1 rRNA gene is annotated in these 241 nt (G+C 54.8%); it reads right to left on the bottom strand.

Annotated features, from left to right (window positions below):
• Positions 1–241: ribosomal RNA gene (locus ACN6NE_RS31355) — 16S ribosomal RNA — on the bottom strand; the annotation flags it as partial.

Here is a 241-nt window from a genome sequence, read left to right as displayed (position 1 = left end):
GTCTTGCAGCCCTTTGTACCATCCATTGTAGCACGTGTGTAGCCCAGGTCATAAGGGGCATGATGATTTGACGTCATCCCCACCTTCCTCCGGTTTGTCACCGGCAGTCACCTTAGAGTGCCCAACTGAATGCTGGCAACTAAGATCAAGGGTTGCGCTCGTTGCGGGACTTAACCCAACATCTCACGACACGAGCTGACGACAACCATGCACCACCTGTCACTCTGTCCCCCGAAGGGGA

This window comes from Priestia sp. 53B2, assembly GCF_056099005.1.
The sequence above is the reverse complement of the archived record's forward strand: the minus strand, read 5'-3'. Positions and strand labels throughout refer to the sequence as shown.